Genomic DNA, 18,735 nt, shown 5'->3' on the forward strand with positions numbered 1-18,735 from the left:
AGCGCGGGAGAGAAGTATGGAGTTGTGGAAGGAATCACAGAATGACGGTTCGCCAGCGGTACAGGGTAAAAAAAGCCCCTTCCCTCGGGCGAGGAGAAGGGGCCGGTGTAGCCGACAGAGATTACTGCATCAGCAGGTAGATAGTGCTATCACCGCGCTGAATATTCAGCGCCAGCACCGACGGTTTAGCGTCGAAGATTTTGCGCAGGTCGGCAATATTCTTCACCGGCTGCTGGTTAGCGCCGACGATAATATCGCCTTTCTTCAGGCCAATCTGCGCCGCAGGAGTCCCGGCCTTGACGTTATTGACCGTCACGCCTTTATCCTGGCCCTTGTTGCTCATTTCAGCCCCTTCGATACCGTTGAAGATGGTGCTGGAATCAACCTGAGTCTGGTTGCTCTGCTGCAGTTCGACGGTCGCGGTTACCGGTTTGCCATCGCGCACCAGGCCAAGCTCGACCTTGCTGCCGATAGGCATCGTTCCGACCTGCGCGCGCAGTGCGGCAAAGCTGCTGATCGGTTTACCGTTCAGCGAGGTGATCACGTCCCCGGCTTTGATTCCGGCCTTCGCCGCGGCAGAACCCGGCATCACCTGGCTGACGAAGGCGCCACGCTGGGCATCGACCTTCATCGCTTTTGCCAGCTCGGAGTTCAGTTCGGTCCCCATGATCCCCAGCTCACCGCGTTTCACCTGGCCATATTTGACCATCTGCTCGGTCAGGTTTTTCACCATATTGCTCGGGATGGCAAAGCCGATGCCGATGTTGCCGCCGTCCGGCGCGAGGATCGCGGTATTGATACCGATCAGCTCGCCGTTCAGGTTCACCAGCGCACCGCCGGAGTTACCGCGGTTAATCGCCGCATCGGTCTGGATAAAGTTTTCGTAGTTTTCCACGTTCAGGCCGCTGCGGCCGAGAGCGGAAACAATACCGGAGGTCACGGTTTCACCCAGACCGAACGGGTTACCGATCGCCACGGTGTAGTCGCCGACGCGCAGGGCGTCGGAGTCAGCCAGCTTGATTGCCGACAGGTTTTTCGGATCCTGAATCTGAATCAGCGCAATATCAGAACGCGGGTCTTTACCCACCACTTTGGCGTCAAACTTGCGCCCGTCGCTGAGCTGCACTTTGATGGTCGTCGCATTGTCCACAACGTGGTTATTGGTGACGACATAGCCTTTCGCCGCATCAATAATGACCCCGGAGCCCAGCGCCATAAATTTCTGCTGCTGGCCGCCGTCAGCCGGCGCGCCGCCGCCCTGCCCGCCGCCCTGACAGAACGGAGAGCTTTGGAACGGTGAACCGTCCTGGCAGAACGGCGAGTTGTCGCCGAAGAACTGCTGGAAGTTACGCGGCATCCGCGGCGTGTTCACGGTGGTGCTGCCTTCAACGTTGATGCTGACGACCGACGGCATGACTTTTTCCAGCATCGGGGCCAGACTCGGCATCTGCTGCGCATTAGTCGCCGAAGAAGCTGTTTCTGCCGCGCTCGCAGAGAGCGGGGATAACGCCAGACCTAAACTCAGAGCCAGTGCACTCATTGCTAACGTGGTTTTTTTCATATGTCTCAATCTCGATTTTAGATAACGCAGAATTGCTATGTAAGTGACTATCAGAGTCATTTTATCGCGCTAAGTTCCGGAATTAAGCACTGCCAAAAAGTAAAAAATTATTGTCCGTCTTTACAAAACCTGTACCTATTCTACCGCCATCAGCCGCCGATATTCATCCCATGCATACAGGTCCGTCATCCCGCTAATATAGTCCTGGATCAGGCGGCAGCGATAATAGTATTCCATCAGCGGAAACTCTGCGGAATCTGCCGGAATTTTGTTTACTGCCTCCACGTAGGCCAGCCGATGTCGCGTGGAAAGTTTCTGAAATAGTCGCGAAGCGATAGGCAGACTTCTCACTCTCTCTTTTTCGACTAATAAGCTGAACTCCTCCAGCGACAATTTCAGCAGCGGCTTATAGATGTCTAACAGCCCGCTAATAACGCGATAGCCCTGCAATTCCAGCTGCTCAACATCCGGATGGCTAAACACATGTTTTATCGCCACGTTTTTATATAGCTCCAGCAGCTGACTGCAGTCGCTATCATCCTCAAGCAGCGCGTGATTAAAATCACCGGTAAAAATCTTCGCGATGTTATCTATAAAGCGTCGGGCCGCATACGGCACCAGTTTATTTAGCGTATTCACCCGTAAATACATAAAGAACTGATCTTCTGTACTCCGACTTAGGGAATTAGAACGTGATTTTTCCCACGCATTTTCTACCACCTGGGAAAATAACGAACCTTTTTCATGCTGCCCCCACGCGTCGTACAGATGCTGATAGAGTTGCTCTACGCTGAAAATTCGTTTTTCTACCGCATCTTCAAGATCGGCGACGCAATATGAGATATCGTCCGCCGCTTCCATAATCCACGTTAAAGGAAAGCGATTGTAAGGAGCCAGATCCAGTTCTTTACGTAACCTCGCAATATAGCCTTCTTCGGCTAAATAATAACCAGGTTTCTTCATTAAATAGCTGTGGCTGGCAGGCGCGTCACCGCGCCACCAGGCCGGGCGGGTATATTTAAGAATACAGCCAACCTGCGCCCAGGTAAGATTCATTCGCATTAGCGTATGTACTAAACGAATCCCCTGCGCGTTGCCCTCAAACCAGCACAGATCCTGGCGGATCTTACCGCGCAGCGCGTTTAGCGACGCTTCGCCCGGCCGCAGGCGCAGCACCTCAACCGTGCAGCGATCGTTGGGCAGCGCTTCGTTAGCCGCATCCTCCGGCGCGAGGCGCTGGCTGAACCAGTCATTGATTGCCGCCTCGCCAAAATGGCCAAACGGCGGGTTGCCGATGTCGTGCATCAGGCACGCCATCTCGACGATGCTCTCGAACGGCCCGCCGAGCTCATCCAGGCCGTAGGCCGTCAGCAGCTGCTGCTCCTTCAGCCGGCTCAGCACCTCTTTGGCAATGTAGCGTCCAACCTGCTGCACTTCGAGAGAGTGGGTAAGCCGGGTGCGCACCGCCGCGTTGCGCTCCAGCGGAAAGACCTGGGTTTTCTGCTGTAAACGGCGAATGGCCGGGGAGTTAATAATGCGCCCGCGATCGCTTTCGAAAATACGCAGGATTTCACGCTCAGTTTCGACGCCCTGCGGCGAGCGATAGCGTCGGCGCCAGTTAATCTTGTTGCGAAAATCAATCTTTGCCATAGCCTCTCCCGCTCGCGAGCAATAACGTTTCCCTTTGAGTGCATGATAGACTATGCAACTAAACCTGACACATCGCGAGTAAATCTATGAAAATCGGCATTATTGGCGCTATGGAAGAAGAAGTTACCCTTCTGCGCGACAAAATCGAAAACCGCCAGACTATCACCCTTGGCGGCAGCGAAATTTATACCGGCCAGCTTCACGGTACCGACGTCGCCCTGTTGAAATCGGGGATCGGTAAAGTTGCCGCGGCGATGGGCGCGGCGCTGCTGCTGGAAGTCTGCAAGCCGGACGTGATTATCAACACCGGCTCCGCGGGCGGTCTTGAGCCAACGCTAAAAGTCGGTGATATCGTTATCTCCGACGAAACCCGCTACCATGACGCCGACGTGACCGCATTCGGCTACGAATACGGCCAGCTGCCGGGCTGCCCGGCGGGCTTCAAAGCCGACGATAAGCTGATTGCCGCCGCGCAAAGCAGCATCGAAGCGCTGAATCTTAACGCGGTACGCGGTCTGATCGTCAGCGGCGACGCGTTCATCAACGGCTCCGTCGGGCTGGCGAAAATCCGCCATAACTTCCCGCAGGCCGTAGCGGTCGAAATGGAAGCCACCGCCATCGCGCACGTCTGCCATAACTTCGGCGTCCCGTTCGTGGTGGTTCGCGCCATTTCCGACGTTGCCGATCAGCAGTCCCATCTGAGCTTCGACGAGTTCCTCGCCGTCGCCGCCAGGCAGTCCACCCTGATGGTGGAAAATCTGGTGCAGAACCTGACGCGTGGCTAAATCGCTAAAACAGGCGCTTGCCGCCCTGCTGCTGCTGGCCCCGGCGTGGCTCTTTGCCGCGCCGCGGGTGATTACGCTATCCCCGGCCAATACCGAGCTGGCGTTTGCGGCCGGCATCACGCCGGTTGGCGTCAGCAGCTATTCCGACTACCCGCCGGAGGCCGCCGGCATCGAGCAGGTTTCCAGCTGGCAGGGGATGAACCTGGAGCGCATTGTCGCCCTCAGGCCCGATCTGGTCCTGGCGTGGCGCGGAGGCAACGCCGAGCGGCAGGTTAATCAGCTAAGCGCTCTCGGTATCAAGGTCATCTGGGTCGATACCGCCACCATCGAAGAGATTATCACCACCCTACGACAGCTGGCGCAGTGGAGCCCTCAGCCGGAAAAGGCCCGCCAGGCGGCGCAGCAGATGCAGGACGACTATCGCGCGCTGAAGGCCCGCTACGCCCACCTTCCGAAGAAGCGCGTCTTTCTCCAGTTTGGCAGCAACCCTCTTTTTACCAGCAGCCAGGGATCGATTCAGGATCAGGTTCTGACGCTGTGCGGCGGGGAGAATATTTTCGCTGCCAGTAAAGCGCCCTGGCCCCAGGTCAGCCGCGAGCAGGTTCTCGCCAGACAGCCGCAGGCTATTGTCATCACCGGCGATGCCCGCAAAATTCCCGAAGTCGAACGCTACTGGCATAATCAGTTAAAAATTTCGCTGATTGCGCTGCATAGCGACTGGTTTGAACGCGCGAGCCCACGTATTATCCTCGCCGCAAAACAACTCTGTACTGCGCTCGAGCAGGTAAAATAATCGCCTGTTAACCAGGCGCTAAGCGGGAACTGACGATGCTTGTCTATTGGCTGGATATTATTGGCACCGCCGTATTTGCGATCTCCGGCGTGTTGCTGGCCGGCAAACTGCGGATGGACCCTTTCGGCGTGCTGGTGCTGGGAGTGGTGACCGCCGTGGGCGGCGGGACGATCCGCGATATGGCGCTCGCCAACGGCCCGGTGTTCTGGGTTAAAGACCCAACGGACCTGGTGGTGGCCATGGTGACCAGCATGCTGACTATCCTGCTGGTACGCCAGCCGCGCCGGCTGCCGAAATGGATACTGCCGGTGCTCGACGCCGTCGGCCTGGCGGTATTTGTCGGCATCGGCGTCAATAAGGCCTTTATTGCCCACAGCGGCCCGCTGGTCGCGGTCTGCATGGGGGTGGTGACCGGCGTCGGCGGCGGCATTATTCGCGACGTGCTGGCGCGTGAAATCCCGATGATTTTACGTACCGAAATCTATGCCACGGCCTGCATTGTCGGCGGTATCGTGCACGCAACGGCCTACGATACGTTTCACGTGTCGCTGCAAAACTCGGCGATGATGGGGATGGCCGTGACGCTGGTCATTCGGCTGGCGGCAATCCGCTGGCACCTGAAGCTGCCGACGTTTGCGCTGGATGATAACGGGCGTTAGAGCGCGGGCTTTGCGGCGTAAGCTGGCCGCAGTCGGGGAAGAGGTGCCGGCTGCGCGGCCCGTCCATGGGCCCCACTTCGGCGGGATCGAATCAAACGCTAAACGAAGATCCGCAGCCGCAGGTGCTTTTCGCATTCGGGTTGGTCACGATAAAACGTGAACCTTCGAGGCCTTCGGTGTAATCGACGGCGCCGCCGACCAGATACTGCAGGCTCATTGGGTCAACCACCAGGCCAACGCCCTGTTTCTCGATGGTCATATCCCCTTCGTTAACCTGATCGTCGAAGGTGAAGCCGTACTGGAAACCGCTGCAGCCGCCGCCGGTGATATAAACGCGCAGCTTCAGGTTCGGGTTGTCTTCATCAGAAATCAGGAATTTTACTTTTTTGGCTGCGGCTTCGGTAAACTCCAGCGGCAACACGACATCATCACTCATTTTATGCTCCCATTAATACTGCCGATCCGCTTAAAGAATAACCGGACCTTTTGAGCCATTATCTAATACCCTGGTAAATCGTTCAAGTATTCTCCCCAGCAACCGCACGCGCTTTTGCCTCCTGTTCAGCGGCCTGTTTCGCCAGCGTTCTTTCAAGGATAGTTGAATACAAGGGTTTACCCCCCAGAAATTGAGCCAGTAGTGTTGCGCCGAGGCAGGTAATAATCATTGGCAAAATGAGCTGATAGTTATCGGTCATCTCCAGCACCAGCACAATTCCGGTCAGCGGCGCGCGCACCGAGGCGGCGAGCAGCGCGCCCATTCCGGCGATGGCAAAGGTGCCCGGATCGAGATGATAGCCCGGAAACAGCGGCGTCGCCGCCATACCGAACGCCGTGCCCAGCAGGGTTCCCAGCGCCAGCATCGGCGCAAAAATCCCGCCGGGCGCGCCGGAGGAGAAGCACAGCAGCGTGGTTATCACCCTGGCGATAAAAATAAACAGCAGCAGGCCAACGGAGAAGTTACCCGCCGCGGCAATCGGAATGAGGTTAAATCCACCCCCGGCAGCCGCAGGCTGGATCAGCCCGAGAATACCGCAGCTGCCGCCGATCAGGCCGCCAATCAGCACCCACTTTTTGAGATCGCCGCCGTGAAGACGCAGGAACATATCCTGGGTACGCAGCACCAGGGTGTTAAACAACGGGCCAATCGCGCCGAAAATCATCCCCAGAATCAGATACAGCCACAGGGTGTTGACCGGCGCATTGCTCAGCCTACCGACCTCGATAATCGCCCCTTCCCCGTTAAAGATGCGAAATACGATGCTCGACATAATCACGCCGGTAAATACGGCCTTAATAGAGATCAGGTTGTAGCGGAACTGCGGGCGCATCTCTTCAATAATAAACAGGATCCCCGCCAGCGGCGCGTTGAACGCGGCGGAGAGGCCCGCAGCGGCGCCGGTTGCCAGCAGCGTATGGCGCGCTTCGGGGCTGCGCATGCGGAATACGTCCACCACCATGCGCCCAAGATTCCCGCCGAGCTGCACCATCGGCCCTTCCCGGCCCAGCACCATGCCGGCGCCCAGGGTTCCCATCCCGCCGATAAACTTCACCGGCAGCACCCGCCACCAGCGAACCGGCCGCAGCTCTTCCAGCGCCCCTTCGATTTCCGGGATCCCCGAGCCGCCCGCCTCAGGCGCAAAGCGACGCACCAGAAAGTAGCCGACCATCGCCAGCAGCGCGGAGGTGATAAAGGCCAGCGGCCAGACCAGGAAACGGTAGTCCGCCACCTGCACCAGGGTTTCGATGCGCTGGTTCTGCACCCAGTTGACGCTTTTTTCAAAAGCGACGCCCACCAGCCCGGCCAGGGTTCCGACGACGGCGGCCATTAACAGCACCGCCAGCGGCGTTTTATCCCGCTGAACCAGGCGGCGAACGACGTCGCCGCGACGCAGGCGCACGATTTGTTTTGCTTCAAAAGAGGAGGCTTGTGCTTTCATACTCTCGTCGGTTAATAGTCATACAAATAGTACAGCGGGCATTTTAACTGCCAGAACGCCCCCCGTCGCGGAAAAAATTCACCGCTGGCGCTTTGTTTCAATTGGGCAAAACTTTCATAACTATCCTGGAATAACTTAGAATAACCGGCAAAACATTTTTCACGAATCAGGAACCAAGCAATGAGCAAATCTGAAACTCTCTATAGCGCCGCGCGTGAGCTTATCCCCGGCGGCGTTAACTCGCCGGTACGAGCCTTTAGCGGCGTTGGCGGCACGCCGCTGTTTATCGAACGTGCGGACGGCGCCTATCTGTACGACGTCGACGGTAAAGCCTATATCGATTATGTCGGTTCCTGGGGCCCGATGGTGCTCGGTCACAACCATCCGGCCATTCGTAATGCGGTCATTGAAGCGGCGCAGCGCGGCCTGAGCTTCGGCGCACCGACGGAAATGGAAGTGAAAATGGCGGCGCTGGTGACGGAGCTGGTGCCGACGATGGATATGGTGCGGATGGTTAACTCCGGCACCGAGGCTACCATGAGCGCCATTCGCCTGGCGCGTGGTTTTACCGGCCGTGACAAAATCATCAAATTTGAAGGCTGCTACCACGGTCACGCCGACTGCCTGCTGGTCAAAGCGGGCTCCGGCGCCCTGACCCTCGGCCAGCCGAACTCCCCGGGCGTACCGGCCGATTTCGCCAAACACACCCTGACCTGCACCTATAACGACCTGGCGTCGGTCCGCGCGGCGTTCGAGCTGTATCCGCACGACGTTGCCTGCATTATCGTTGAACCGGTAGCCGGCAATATGAACTGCATCCCGCCGCAGCCGGAGTTCCTGCCGGGCCTGCGCGCGCTGTGCGACGAATTTGGCGCCCTGCTGATTATTGACGAAGTGATGACCGGCTTCCGCGTTGCCCTCGCCGGCGCCCAGTCTTACTACGATGTGGTCCCTGACCTGACCTGCCTGGGCAAAATCATCGGCGGCGGCATGCCGGTAGGCGCCTTCGGCGGCCGTCGCGAGGTGATGGATGCGCTGGCGCCGACCGGCCCGGTCTATCAGGCGGGCACCCTGTCCGGCAACCCGATCGCCATGGCGGCGGGCTTCGCCTGCTTAACCGAAGTGGCGCAGCCGGGAGTTCACGAGACGCTGACGGATTTAACCAACCAGCTGGCCCAGGGGCTGCTGGACGCCGCGCGCGACGCGGGTATTCCGCTGGTGGTGAATAACGTTGGCGGCATGTTCGGTATCTTCTTCACCGACGCCGAAAGCGTCACCTGCTATCAGGACGTGGTGAAGTGCGACGTTGAGCGCTTCAAGCGCTTCTTCCACCTGATGCTGGAAGAGGGCGTGTATCTGGCGCCTTCGGCGTTTGAAGCCGGATTTATGTCCGTTGCCCACGGCGAAGACGATATCAACGATACCATCGCCGCCGCGCGCCGCGCGTTCGCCAAACTGTAGCCCACGCGCTCCCGGGCGGGCATCACGCCTCGCCCGGAATAACGGCCCATCGCCGCGATAAGCTAGCGGCTCTGCTTCCTCAGCAAATAGATAAAGTACGGCGCGCCGATAAAGGTCGACAGCAGCCCTGCCGGGATCTGATACGGGAACATGATCATCCGCCCGCACCAGTCGGCAAACACCAGCAGCAGGCCGCCAATCAGCCCGGACATCACCATATGCGGTATCGTGCGGCGGAACCCCATCATGCGCGCAATATGCGGCGCCATCAGACCGACAAAGCTTAGCGGACCGATGGTCAGCGTTGCCGTGGCCGTCAGGCAGGCGGCCAGCAGCAGCAGGCCGATGCGCGACGGCGTCAGCGCAACCCCGACCGCACGCGCCGCCTCGCCGCCGAGCGGCAGGATCGTCAGCCAGCGGCGGCACAGCGGCGCCAGGGCCAACAGCACCAGCATCGCACAGCCGCTGTACGCCACCATCTGCGGCGTCGCGCCGTAGGTTGAGCCGGAGATCCACGTCAGAATCTGCGCCATCCGCGGATCGCCGCTGGCCTGCAGCATCATCAGCAGCATGGTGAAAGCGGTGCTCAACGCCATGCCCGCCAGCAGCATCCGGTGCGGCGAAAAGCCGCCGCGACCGGCGGCAATCAGGATCACCAGCAGCGTCGCCGCCGCGCCGAGGCTGCCGGCTGGCAGCAGCCAGCCAAAGGCGTTGCCGGGGACAAAGAACAGCATCACGACCACGCCAAACGCCGCGCCGGAGCTGATCCCCAACACTTCCGGGCTGGCCATCGGGTTACCGGTCAGGCGCTGAATAATGCAGCCCGCCACCGCCAGCATCACCCCGGCAAACAGGGCCGCCAGGATCCGCGGCCAGCGCCACGGCATCAGCTGATCCAGCAGCGTACCGCTGGCCCAGTGCCAGCTCTGCGCATCGCGGCCAAAGGCCAGCGCCGCAATCACCGCCAGCAGCAGAATTACCAGCCCGCCGAGGGCGAACCACAGCACGTTCTGCCGCTCCGCCAGCACCTTATCGCCGGCATTCATCACCGGGGCGCTAATACTGCGCAGGCGCGGCAGCAGCCACAGCAGCAGCGGCGCGCCGACCAGCGCGGTCACCGATCCGGTTGACACCTCCATCCAGACGCGGGCAAGCCACAGAATGATTTGATCGGAGAGCCAGAGGATCAGCGCGCCAATCAGCGCCGCCAGCAGCAGGCGCGAGAGCAGGCGACGGGCGCCGAGCATTTTTGCCAGCAGCGGGGCAAACAGGCCGATAAAGCCGATAATCCCCACCGCATTCACCAGCATCGCGCTGAGAACAATCGCCAGAGAGAGCGCCCCGAGGCGCGCCAGGGAGAGCGCCAGGCCGAGGTTGCGCGCCACGCCGTCGTCCAGCCCCATCAGGGTGAGAGGCCGCAGCAGCAGCAGCGTGAGCATCGCGCCGCCGAGCAGCTGCGGCCACAGCCGCTGCGCCACGCTCCAGTCGGTTTGCGTCAGGGTGCCGGTGCTCCACAGGAACATGCTCTGCAGCTGGTCGTGGTGGAAAATGACCATCAGCTGATTGAGCGCCCCGCAGTAAAGGCTGACCACCAGGCCGGCGAGGATCAGGGTCACCGGCGAGAGTCGTTTGCCCCAGGAGACGCCAAACACCAGCGCGCCGACCAGGCACGCGCCCGCCAGGGCGGCAAACTGCGAGGCCAGCACGCCGGGGATCGCCCACAGCGCGGTAACCGTCATCCCCAGCTGGGCGCCGGTGGCGACGCCAAGGGTCGTCGGCTCCGCCAGCGGGTTGCGCAGCACCTGCTGGAACAGGACGCCGACCAGCCCCAGGCCCGCTCCCACCAGCAGCGACACCGCCAGCCTCGGCAGCAGGCTGTAGTGAAACAGCATCTGGGCGATATTATCGATATCCGGCTGCCACAGCGCCTGACGCCACTCGTTCTGCGGCAGCGCGATCCTGAGATTGAAAAGGCTGAGCGCGAAGGCGGCAATCAGCAGTATGGCCAGCAGCAGGGCCGCCAGGGGAGAAATTCGCGATCTCACGCCGGGCCTCCCTGCGCTTCCGCCAGCACGCGGGCAAAGTGCATCGCCGAGAGCGTGGCGCCGTAAAACCACACCGCCGGAACGCGCTGGAAGCGCCCTTCGCGGACAAACGGCATCGCCCGCCACAGCGGGGAGCGCATCAGCTGCGCCATTTCGCTATCGTTGCCGTGGTCGAAGCAGATCACGTCTACATCCTTATAGGCCGCCAGCCGGTCGATGCCGACGGTCACGCTGCCCCAGAAGGTGCTCTCCCCGCGCCAGGCGTTTTTGATACCAAAGCGCTCAAGGATTTCCTGAAACAGGCAGTTATCACCGAAAACCAGGACGTGGCGCGGGTCGAGCAGGCTAATCATCAGCAGCGGCCGATTGCCGCGGCGGGCGAAGCGCGGGCGCAGTTCGTCCATCAGCGCGTCGAACTCAGCCAGATGGCGCTTCGCGGCCTGCTGCTTGCCGATAAGCTCGGCCATCTCGTTGAGCGACTGCTGCGCCATCATCAGCGGCCGCTTACCGTCGCTGAAGGTAAATCCGCGCCCCGGCGCAATACGCGCCAGCTTCTCTGACGACGGGCCGTAGCCTGCCGACCAGACGATATATGAAGGGTTCATCTGCGTCAGCAGTTCAAGATTGGGTTCCGTGCGCAGCCCGACGTCAATGACCGAGTCCGGCAGCGCCGGTTCATTCACCCACAGGCGATAGTTCGGGATATCGGCGACGCCGTACGGCACGACGCCCAGCGCCAGCAGAAGCTCTACCGGCAGCCACTCCAGCGCCACGATGCGCTGCGGATCGACGGTCGCCGCCCGCGCGCCGCACATCTGCCACAGCAGCGGCGATAGCGCCATCGCCGTCAGTAAACGCCGACGGGTGATCACGTTATTTTTATCCATTAATAGACGAAGCTTACCGGCGCACTGCCCGCCGGATGCGGCAGAATTCCCATCGGGATACCGTAAATTTGTTCCAGCGTTTCGCTACGCATCAGCTCAGTCGACGTGCCCTGAGCAATCATCTCGCCGCCGCGAAGGGCCACCAGATAGTCGCAGTAGCGGGCCGCCATATTGATATCGTGCAGCACGGCAATCACCGTCAGGCCGCGCTGCTGGCTCAGGCGATGCACCAGCGCCAGCACGTCAACCTGGTGGGCGATATCCAGCGCCGAGGTGGGCTCATCCAGCAGCAGACAGCGGCTGTCCTGGGCCACCAGCATGGCAATCCACGCGCGCTGGCGCTCGCCGCCGGAGAGGCTATCAACCAGCCGATGCGCCAACGGTTTCAGCCCGACCAGCGCAATGGCCTCCTCGACCTTCTGCCGATCGGTCGCGCCAAAGCGCCCCAGCGCCCCGTGCCACGGATAGCGTCCAATCGCCACCAGCTCGCGCACCGTCATCCCCTCCGCCGCGGGCAGCTGCTGCGGCAGATAGGCCACCTTGCGGGCAAATGCCTTGCTGCTCCAGCTATCGAGAGGCTGACCGTCGAGCAGCACCTCGCCGTCTGACGGCGGCTGATGGCGACCGAGCATTTTCAACAGCGTCGATTTGCCGGAGCCGTTATGACCAATCAGGCCGGTCACTTTTCCTGCCGGGAAGGTTAACGAAAGCGGATGCAGCAGCGTACGACCAGGTACGCGAAAGGTCACGCGATTCAACGAAAACGTGGTATCGGATTGCGGAGTGTTTTCCTGCATAGCGGCCAACTTGTTTAACGGCGCGGCGAACCGCGCCCGGTGAGTGATTAGAAACGGAAGGTTGCTGTGGCAACGACCTGACGCTCTGCGCCCCAGAAGCAGCCATAGGTGTTAAAGCAGCTTGCGACGTATTCACGGTCAAACAGGTTGTTCACATGAAGCGCTACGTTGGAACCCGCCATACCGACGCGAGCCAGATCGTAACGAACTAACGCATCCACTACCGTGTAGCTACCCACCTTGAAGGAGTTCGCCGGATCGCCATAGCTGGAGCCGGTGAAACGACCGCCGGTACCCAGAGTCAGACCGGACAGCGGGCCGTCAAAGATGGTGTAATCGCCCCACAGCGCCGCCATATGTTTTGGCACCTGTGCCGGCGTATTGCCTTTGTAGTTGGTATCCGTGGTGTATTGCGCGTCGGTGTAGGTATACGAACCGACCACGTTAACGCTCGCAGAGAGCGCCGCTTTCGCTTCGATTTCGACGCCGCGTGAACGAATCTCACCCCCTTCAACCGAGAAGAACGAACCCGCAGGATCGGCCATCAGGTTGTTGGTTTTGGTCAACTGATAGACGGCACCGGTAACCACGATCGGACGATCGCTCGGTACATATTTCACGCCAGCTTCGTACTGCTTACCCTTAGACGGGGCGAAAATATTGCCGCTTGCGCCCGTTTGCGAAGCCGGTTCAAACGATTCGCTATAGCTGAAATAAGGCGTTACGCCATTATCGAACAGATAGTTAACGCCGCCACGCCAGGTAAACTCTTTATCATTTCTGGAGTCCTGGGTGGAGGAAACGCGGTTCAGGGAGTCCTGTTTAGCCCAATCGTAACGGCCGCCCAGAGTCACCAGCACTTTGTCCCACTGCATCTGATCCTGCGCGTACAGGCCGGTTTGTTTCTGTTTGTTCAGCACCTGGTAGGCGCCGGACGGGCCAGGGTGCGAACCAAAGTCAAAGTCGCCGCGGTCGAGGTTATAGATGTCGGACGGCGGAACGGAACCGGCATAGCCAAACCAGGAGTCGATATCGTTACGCATGCGCATGAAATCAACGCCGGTCAGCAGCGTATGCTCTACGGAACCCGTATCAAACTTGCTTTGCAGCTGAGTATCGACGGAGAAGTTCTGTAATTTCTCATTATCGATAACGTACTGACGGGTCAGATAGTGGCCCCATTCAGATGGCGCGACGCTGGCGCAAGGGCTGGTGCTCGGGTTGCTCGAGTAGAGCGGATCGGAGCACATGCCGTAGCCGTAGACGCTGTTCTGCGAGACTTTATTTTGCGCGTAACGCAGGTTCTGACGCACGGTAAAGGTATCGTTGAATGCGTGGTCGAAGCTGTAGCCAACCATTTTCTCGTTACGAGAATAGGTATTGTTGTTAGCGCCTTCATTGAAATCGGTAGAGAGACGTTTGCCGTTCGGCAACGGCGTCACCGTCCCCTCCTTCGGCAGCCAGCCGTAGTAGCCCGTCTCCGGCTCATTCTGGAAGTAGGACAGGAACGTAAAGTTGGTTTTGTCATCCGGACGCCAGGTGAAAGCTGGAGCAATAGCGTAACGCTGTTCCTCAGCCCCCTTCTGCTGGGCGTTAGCTGAACGCGCCAGACCGGTTAAGCGATAAGAGTAAACGCCGTCATCATCCAGCGAATCGCTGAAGTCAAAGCCAGTCTGGAACAGGCTGTCGGTGCCCATTTTGAACTGAATCTCTTTCAGCGGCTCCGTCGTCGGACGCTTGCTGACCATATTAAGCAGGCCGCCCGGGTTGCTCTTTCCGTAGAGAACGGAAATCGGACCGCGCATCAGTTCCGCGCGCTCCAGCATATAGGGATCGACCACCGCGTCATTGTAGAAGTTGCCCTGCATCTTCAGGCCATTCAGATAGTTATTCTGACTTTGGCCGTCGGCAGCGAAACCGCGGATAATCAGGTAGTCGTAGGTGTTAGACGCGCCACGAGTCCCGACGGCAACGCCCGGAGTGTAGCTCAGCGCTTCTTTAACCGATTTCGGCTGATGCAGCGCCATCTCCTCGGCGGTCACCACGGAAATAGACTGTGGAACCTTTTGAATAGGCGTATCCGTTTTGGTCGCCGTGGCGGACTGTCTGGCGGCGATAGTCGCTGCCGGACCCCAGGCGCTCTCCAGCGGGGCAGCCGCTGCGGTAACGGTAATGGTTTCTTCTTTTTTCGGTTCAACTGCCGCCTGTGCATAGACAGACATGCCGCTAACCGCCGTGGCTACTACGACTGCGATTTTACGCAGCGAGTGATTTGGCTGAGCAGTTTTTAGACGCGCCATTGGTAGATCTCTGATAAAGGTGAATGATAACGTAAACGAGAATTATTATTATGACGGCTGACATAATAGGCGAAACGCGAAATGCAAGGCAAGCGATATGCCCCTGCTGAGATGCTAAAGGCTGAATAAATAACCAGACGGTAATTGTGGGGTTAAGTGACTGTTAAGTAATCTACAGAAATGAAAAAGCCCTCTAATACTGAAGTATCAAAGGGCTAATGTTGTAACAACCTATTCGCACTGCTTGCAGGCCGCAGCGAGGCGGCCTGCAGAAGCTGGCGGGTCGTTAGTTACTGCCGAACATATCCTTAATCCAGCCCGCTACGCCGTCGCTTTTTTCCTGCTTCGGCGGCTGCTGGGTCGCCGGCTGCTGCTGCTGAGGCTGCTGGCCGGACTGATTAAACGGATTGTTCTGCTGCTGCTGCTCCAGCTGCTGCTGCTGCATCTGCTCGCCCTGGCGACAGAGCGCATCCGGCGCGGTGGTCCATACCGGCAGCGTACGCACTCCGCCGCTGCAGACGAAGTTACCGCTGCCGTCGACGCCCATATCCACCACGTCTTCCGGCGCCGTCAGCACCAGCGGCGTTGGCGTCTGGTTAGCCAGATAGCGCTGATAAATCGACATCGCGCCGCTGGCACCGTACAGCTTCGTCGGCTGGTTGTTATCGCGACCCACCCAGGTAATCGTCACCTGGCTTCCGTCAATACCGGCGAACCACGTATCGACGTTGTTGTTGGTGGTCCCGGTTTTCCCTGCCAGATGCAGGCCCGGATATTTCGCCCCAAGCTGGCGACCGGTGCCGCGCTGCACAACCTGCTGCATGGTCCACAGCGTCATGTACGCGGCCTGCGCAGGAACCGCCCGCTCCGCCTGCGGATAGCTCTGATACAGAACGGTGCCATCTTCGGCGATCACCGAACGCAGCGCCGACAGCGTAGCGCGGTTACCGCCGCTGGCGATGGTCTGGAACGCCTGCGCCACTTCAATCGGCGTCAGGTTCAGCGCCCCCAGGATCATCGCCGGGACCGGGCTGAGCTGGTCTTTCGGCGCCCCCAGTTTAACCCAGGTATCGATCACCGCCGGCAGGCCCAGCGCCATCCCGAGGTTGACCGTCGGCACGTTCATCGAACGCGTCAGCGCGTCAACCAGCATAACCTGGCCGCTAAAGCGACGATCGTCGTTCTGCGGGGACCAGGTCTGGCCGTTGGAGAGACGAATCGTCACCGGCGCATCGGCAATGGCGGTATTCAGGCGGTACTGGTTCGGCTGGCTTAACGCGGTCAGATAGGTCGCCGGCTTGGCCAGAGAACCAATCGAACGGCGGGCCTGCATCGCGCGGTTATAGCCCGCAAACTGCGGCTCCGCGCCGCCGACCATGGCCCGCACCTCGCCGGTATAGCGGTCAACCACCACCATTGCGGTTTCCAGATCCGCCAGCTTACGCTGCTTCTTCAGCACCGGGATCCCTTCGGTGGCCGCCTTTTCCGCCGCGTCCTGGGCAACGGAATCGAAGGTCGTAAAGATCTTCACGCCGGAGAGATCTTTCACCTTATCGCCCAGCTTCGCCTGCAGCTCCTGACGCACCATCTGCATAAACGCCGGCTGCGGAGAAATGACGCCGCCGCGCGGCTGCACGCCCAGAGGACGGGCGCTCAGCATGTCGTACAGCTCCTGGTCGATAACGTTCTGCTGCTGCAGCAGGCGCAGAACCAGGTTACGACGCTCAAGCGACAGCTTCGGATTACGCCACGGGTTGTAAATCGATGCGCCTTTTACCATCCCCACCAGCAGAGCCTGCTGGTCAAGGCTCAGCTCTTCCACCGGACGGCCAAAGTAGTAAAGGCTGGCCAGCGGGAAGCCGCGAATTTCGTTATCGCCGCTCTGGCCGAGGTAGACCTCGTTCATATACAGCTCGAGGATCCGATCCTTGCTGTAACGGGCGTCAACGATCAGCGCCATATAGGCTTCGTTGGCCTTACGCCAGTAGGAGCGCTCGCTGGAGAGGAACAGGTTTTTCACCAGCTGCTGGGTCAGGGTACTGGCGCCCTGCACCGTGCGCCCCGCCGTCAGGTTGGCCAGCACCGCACGACCGATCGAGTACAGGCTGATGCCGTCATGCTCGTAGAAGTGGCGGTCTTCGGTCGCCAGCAGGGTATCAACCAGCAGATCCGGGAAGCCGCTGCGCTTCACGAACAGGCGCTGCTCGCCGTTGGCCGACTGCAGCATGGTGATCAGCCGCGGATCGAGGCGGAAGAAGCCAAACTGGCGGTTATTCTCCATGTTCTCGATCGTTTCCAGACGATCGCCATCAAAGGTCAGACGCGCGCGCACCTGCCCTTCTTTACTGTCCGGGAAATCAAACGGACGGCGAATCATCTCGATGCTGTTGGCCTGCACGGTGTATTCGCCCGGGCGCGTCATCGCGCTCACCTGACGATACTGCGTGGCGTTCAGCAGGCGCACCATTTCGTTTTTGCTGACCTGCATATCGGGCTCAAGGTTGACCATCCGGCCATACACCGCTGCCGGAAGCTCCCAAACCTTGCCGTCAATGCGGCTGCGGATCTTCTGATCGAGGTAGACGCCATAGGCGGCAACCAGCACCGCGACAACGATACCCAGCTTGATCAACAGCCACAGCCAGGTACGTTTACGCCGAGGCTTGTTACCTTTGCCTTTCGCTTTCTTCGGCATCGGCTCTTCGTCCTCATAATCGTCGTCGTAATCATCGTCATAGTCCTCGTCCCGAACCCGACGACGAGTCACTTTTTGTTTTGCCGGACGGGAGGGTTTACCCTTACGTCCGATAGGCTCGCGGTCATCTCCCGCCATGCTTTTTCTCCGCAACTTTCAGGCGTAAAAGCCTGATTCTCAATGCTTCCCCCTGCCAGAGGAAGAAGATATCTCTCAAATTCACGCCCTTGGGGTCTTATTCCTGCAGGCGACCTTCTATTGACCGTACTTCACGCGGTCAGCGTCTCACGGCGCAGCTATGATCGATTCTCATGAGTTTAGTTAAAAAAATCATAAAATAAATCATCACTTTACATACTTCACCTGCAGAGAATTTTGGGACATAGCACTAATCGTCCAGGGAACACAGGATAGCACTAAACCAGGATATGCTTAACCAGCATTTTACCCCGTCAAAGCGTAACAAAAGAGAAAATATTATGTTTTTTAATAACATAAAAAATGCTCCCCGCCGCCCCGTGCGCTTCACGCTTTTCGGCCCCCGCGCTGCGGATAAAAACGCAAGCTTCCCGCCGAACGAAATATTATATTCGGACTGTGACAATAAATATTTTTCTCGTAAGTAAAGATAAATCTTAAACCATCCGTGGATAAAAGTGAGAGGCGCTTAACTATATATAATAATATTTACTGATGACAGCGGGGAAATATTTGTTAAACTAGCCTTCAGTTAACCATTCCAGCTTAATATTATGCGAACTTTCGTTATATTTCCGCTTATCATGATCGCCGCGCTTTCAGGCTGTCAGCAGAATCGCTCCTCAACGTTAAGCCCTGGCGTCAGCAGCGAGGCGCAGCTTGAGCAGCTCTCGTCGGTGGCCGCAGGCGCCCGCTACCTGAAGAACAAATGCAATCGCAGCGATCTGCCCGCAGATGAAGCCCTCACCCAGGCCGCGTGGAATGTCGGGAAAAAAAGAGGATGGGGAAATATCGATTACGCAACCCTGGCGCAGCGCAGCGCGCAGATGTATCAACAGCTGCAGCAGGACAGCACTCCGGAAACAACCAAATGCAGTCAGTTTAATCGCCAGCTGGCACCCTTTATTGCCGGATTAGGTCGCGAATAAAATGTCGCGGCCGGTTATTTTGCGTTTTATTGGCGCCT

General features: G+C 58.9%; 14 protein-coding genes. 5 read left to right on the forward strand and 9 right to left on the reverse strand.

All coding sequences use genetic code 11. The features are described from left to right. Positions 1-121 precede the first annotated feature (121 nt). Together degP and dgt are read right to left on the reverse strand one after the other, a co-directional pair. Complete coding sequence (gene degP, locus EDF75_RS19650; protein ID WP_133600603.1) at positions 122-1,561, reverse strand: serine endoprotease DegP; 1,440 nt, start codon at positions 1,559-1,561, stop codon at positions 122-124. Positions 1,562-1,696: 135 nt separating this feature from the next. After that, the gene (dgt, locus tag EDF75_RS19655; protein WP_133600604.1) at positions 1,697-3,211 is read right to left on the reverse strand and encodes a dGTPase; all 1,515 of its coding nucleotides are present in this window, start codon (positions 3,209-3,211) and stop codon (positions 1,697-1,699) included. An 86-nt stretch (positions 3,212-3,297) separates the two neighbouring features. On the opposite strand from dgt, the gene mtnN reads away from it, so the two are divergent. The 3 genes from mtnN to EDF75_RS19670 are packed head-to-tail and all read left to right on the forward strand — an operon-like array spanning position 3,298 to position 5,448. Continuing rightward, positions 3,298-3,996, forward strand: a complete 699-nt coding sequence (mtnN, locus tag EDF75_RS19660) for a 5'-methylthioadenosine/S-adenosylhomocysteine nucleosidase (RefSeq protein ID WP_128879034.1) — start codon at positions 3,298-3,300, stop codon at positions 3,994-3,996. After that, positions 3,989-4,789 carry a vitamin B12 ABC transporter substrate-binding protein BtuF gene (gene btuF, locus EDF75_RS19665; RefSeq protein WP_133600605.1) on the forward strand — a complete coding sequence of 267 codons (801 nt, stop codon included), beginning with the start codon at positions 3,989-3,991 and terminating at the stop codon, positions 4,787-4,789. Before mtnN ends, btuF begins: the two co-directional genes overlap by 8 nt. Before the next feature lie 35 nt (positions 4,790-4,824). Beyond that, positions 4,825-5,448, forward strand: a complete 624-nt coding sequence (locus EDF75_RS19670) for a TRIC cation channel family protein (protein WP_041144120.1) — start codon at positions 4,825-4,827, stop codon at positions 5,446-5,448. Positions 5,449-5,539: 91 nt separating this feature from the next. Here EDF75_RS19670 and erpA read toward each other — a convergent pair whose 3' ends face one another. Further along, positions 5,540-5,884 (reverse strand): iron-sulfur cluster insertion protein ErpA, encoded by a 345-nt coding sequence (gene erpA, locus EDF75_RS19675; RefSeq protein WP_041144119.1) that lies wholly within the window; start codon positions 5,882-5,884, stop codon positions 5,540-5,542. Positions 5,885-5,966: 82 nt separating this feature from the next. Next, positions 5,967-7,385 (reverse strand): H(+)/Cl(-) exchange transporter ClcA, encoded by a 1,419-nt coding sequence (clcA, locus tag EDF75_RS19680; protein ID WP_133600606.1) that lies wholly within the window; start codon positions 7,383-7,385, stop codon positions 5,967-5,969. A 180-nt stretch (positions 7,386-7,565) separates the two neighbouring features. On the opposite strand from clcA, the gene hemL reads away from it, so the two are divergent. Then, positions 7,566-8,846: a glutamate-1-semialdehyde 2,1-aminomutase gene (hemL, locus tag EDF75_RS19685; RefSeq protein WP_133600607.1), complete on the forward strand. Its 1,281-nt coding sequence runs from the start codon at positions 7,566-7,568 to the stop codon at positions 8,844-8,846. Between the two features lie 62 nt (positions 8,847-8,908). On the opposite strand, the gene fhuB is transcribed toward hemL, so the two are convergent. The 5 genes from fhuB to mrcB form a co-directional block, all read right to left on the reverse strand. After that, positions 8,909-10,891, reverse strand: a complete 1,983-nt coding sequence (gene fhuB / locus EDF75_RS19690; protein ID WP_133600608.1) for a Fe(3+)-hydroxamate ABC transporter permease FhuB — start codon at positions 10,889-10,891, stop codon at positions 8,909-8,911. Continuing rightward, positions 10,888-11,778, reverse strand: coding sequence for a Fe(3+)-hydroxamate ABC transporter substrate-binding protein FhuD (gene fhuD / locus EDF75_RS19695; protein WP_133600609.1), 891 nt, complete (start codon positions 11,776-11,778; stop codon positions 10,888-10,890). Before fhuD ends, fhuB begins: the two co-directional genes overlap by 4 nt. Then, positions 11,778-12,575: a Fe3+-hydroxamate ABC transporter ATP-binding protein FhuC gene (gene fhuC / locus EDF75_RS19700; protein ID WP_133600610.1), complete on the reverse strand. Its 798-nt coding sequence runs from the start codon at positions 12,573-12,575 to the stop codon at positions 11,778-11,780. Before fhuC ends, fhuD begins: the two co-directional genes overlap by 1 nt. 47 nt (positions 12,576-12,622) lie before the next feature. Continuing rightward, entirely contained in the window at positions 12,623-14,875 is a 2,253-nt protein-coding gene (fhuA, locus tag EDF75_RS19705; protein WP_133600611.1) for a ferrichrome porin FhuA, read from the reverse strand. A gap of 286 nt (positions 14,876-15,161) precedes the next feature. Beyond that, the gene (mrcB, locus tag EDF75_RS19710) at positions 15,162-17,708 is read right to left on the reverse strand and encodes a bifunctional glycosyl transferase/transpeptidase (protein WP_133600612.1); all 2,547 of its coding nucleotides are present in this window, start codon (positions 17,706-17,708) and stop codon (positions 15,162-15,164) included. A 614-nt stretch (positions 17,709-18,322) separates the two neighbouring features. Between mrcB and gspS the strand changes: the two genes are divergently transcribed. Beyond that, a complete protein-coding gene (gene gspS / locus EDF75_RS19720) occupies positions 18,323-18,697 on the forward strand; it encodes a type II secretion system pilot lipoprotein GspS (RefSeq protein WP_133600614.1) in 375 nt (124 codons plus the stop codon). The last annotated feature ends 38 nt before the right edge of the window (positions 18,698-18,735 follow it).

It is taken from the genome of Klebsiella sp. BIGb0149 (assembly GCF_004362605.1).
Lineage (GTDB): Bacteria > Pseudomonadota > Gammaproteobacteria > Enterobacterales > Enterobacteriaceae > Klebsiella > Klebsiella terrigena.

What these genes read in the sequence shown, in the direction of transcription:
- dgt (WP_133600604.1), bottom strand. Translation starts at nt 3,211, where the DNA reads ATGGCAAAGATTGATTTTCGCAACAAGATTAACTGGCGCCGACGCTAT.
- clcA (WP_133600606.1), bottom strand. Translation starts at nt 7,385, where the DNA reads ATGAAAGCACAAGCCTCCTCTTTTGAAGCAAAACAAATCGTGCGCCTG.
- erpA (WP_041144119.1), bottom strand. Translation starts at nt 5,884, where the DNA reads ATGAGTGATGATGTCGTGTTGCCGCTGGAGTTTACCGAAGCCGCAGCC.
- hemL (WP_133600607.1), top strand. Translation starts at nt 7,566, where the DNA reads ATGAGCAAATCTGAAACTCTCTATAGCGCCGCGCGTGAGCTTATCCCC.
- fhuD (WP_133600609.1), bottom strand. Translation starts at nt 11,778, where the DNA reads ATGGATAAAAATAACGTGATCACCCGTCGGCGTTTACTGACGGCGATG.
- EDF75_RS19670 (WP_041144120.1), top strand. Translation starts at nt 4,825, where the DNA reads ATGCTTGTCTATTGGCTGGATATTATTGGCACCGCCGTATTTGCGATC.
- degP (WP_133600603.1), bottom strand. Translation starts at nt 1,561, where the DNA reads ATGAAAAAAACCACGTTAGCAATGAGTGCACTGGCTCTGAGTTTAGGT.
- fhuA (WP_133600611.1), bottom strand. Translation starts at nt 14,875, where the DNA reads ATGGCGCGTCTAAAAACTGCTCAGCCAAATCACTCGCTGCGTAAAATC.
- mtnN (WP_128879034.1), top strand. Translation starts at nt 3,298, where the DNA reads ATGAAAATCGGCATTATTGGCGCTATGGAAGAAGAAGTTACCCTTCTG.
- fhuC (WP_133600610.1), bottom strand. Translation starts at nt 12,575, where the DNA reads ATGCAGGAAAACACTCCGCAATCCGATACCACGTTTTCGTTGAATCGC.
- mrcB (WP_133600612.1), bottom strand. Translation starts at nt 17,708, where the DNA reads ATGGCGGGAGATGACCGCGAGCCTATCGGACGTAAGGGTAAACCCTCC.
- gspS (WP_133600614.1), top strand. Translation starts at nt 18,323, where the DNA reads ATGCGAACTTTCGTTATATTTCCGCTTATCATGATCGCCGCGCTTTCA.